At 41.9% G+C, this 217-nt stretch carries 1 tRNA gene; it reads left to right on the forward strand.

Annotated elements, in window-relative coordinates:
- The first annotated feature begins 90 nt into the window (after positions 1-90).
- Positions 91-166: transfer RNA gene (locus tag HMPREF3263_RS08820), tRNA-Glu, on the forward strand.
- Positions 167-217: the final 51 nt, after the last annotated feature.

The following is a 217-nucleotide window of genomic DNA, read 5'->3' on the forward strand; positions in this document are numbered from 1 at the left end:
GTCCACACAGATTGATTGATATATTGTAGAAAATGAATGAAGAGAGAAAAGTGCGTAAGCAAAGTGTAAGATAGAGTATCTTTATTTGTTGTCCCCATCGTCTAGAGGCCTAGGACATCGCCCTTTCACGGCGGTAACCGGGGTTCGAATCCCCGTGGGGACGCCAAATAAAGATAACTTTATTATCTTCTGTTCTTTAACAACCAGGAAACAAGCT

The organism is Haemophilus sp. HMSC61B11 (assembly GCF_001838615.1).
GTDB lineage: Bacteria > Pseudomonadota > Gammaproteobacteria > Enterobacterales > Pasteurellaceae > Haemophilus_D > Haemophilus_D parainfluenzae_AD.